1 protein-coding gene is annotated in these 871 nt (G+C 61.0%); it reads left to right on the forward strand.

All coding sequences use genetic code 11. The features are described 5' to 3' along the window. On the forward strand, positions 1-871 hold an 871-nt coding region (tssI, locus tag H4J77_RS19560; RefSeq protein WP_182250131.1), incomplete at both ends, for a type VI secretion system tip protein TssI/VgrG.

Below are 871 nucleotides of genomic sequence, written 5' to 3' on the forward strand. Positions count from 1 at the left end.
AAGCAGCCTTCACCCTACACATCGACGGCGCTGCCCACGATTTCAAGGTATTGGCCTTTACCGGTAAAGAGGCCCTCAACCAGCCGTTTGCCTTTGAGCTGGAACTGATCAGCGAACAGCCCGACATAGACCTGGGCTCGCTGCTGCACCACACCGCCTATCTCGACATGGGCCAGGGTGCTGGTATCCACGGCTTTATCGACCGACTCGCCCAGGGCGAAGCCGGCAAACGCCTGACCCGGTATCACCTCTGCCTGCGCCCCCAGCTCAGCTATCTGGCGCACAGAACCAATCAACGCATCTTTCAGCACCTCACCGTGCAAGACATCATCAGCCGCCTGCTGGAAGAACATGGCATTCAGGGCGACGCCTACCGTTTTCAACTCAACGCCAGCTACCCTGAACGTATCTACTGCACCCAGTACGACGAAACCGACCTGCACTTCATTCAGCGCCTGTGCGAAGAAGAAGGCCTGCACTACCACTTTGAGCACAGCCGCCAGGGCCACGTCATCGTCTTTGGTGACGACCAGACCACCTTCCCGCAACTGGCGCAGATCGGTTACAGCCAGGGCACCGGCATGGTCGCCGACGAGCCCGTGGTCAAACGCTTCGGCCTGCGGGTAGAAACCCGGCCCAGCCGCGTCACCCGCCGCGACTACGACTTTGAAAAACCGCGCCTGCTGATGGAAGCCGCGTACAAAACGCCGGCAGACCCCGAACAGGATCAACAAAAGGCCCACGAGCCCGACCTGGAAGACTACGACTACCCCGGCCGCTTCACCGACCGCGAGCGTGGCAAACAGCTCAGCCAGATCAACCTCGAACGCCACCGCGCCGAACAGCAACTGGCCGACGGCCTGAGCGACCA

It is taken from the genome of Pseudomonas sp. 5Ae-yellow (assembly GCF_014077575.1).
Classification (GTDB): Bacteria; Pseudomonadota; Gammaproteobacteria; order Pseudomonadales; family Pseudomonadaceae; genus Halopseudomonas; species Halopseudomonas neustonica.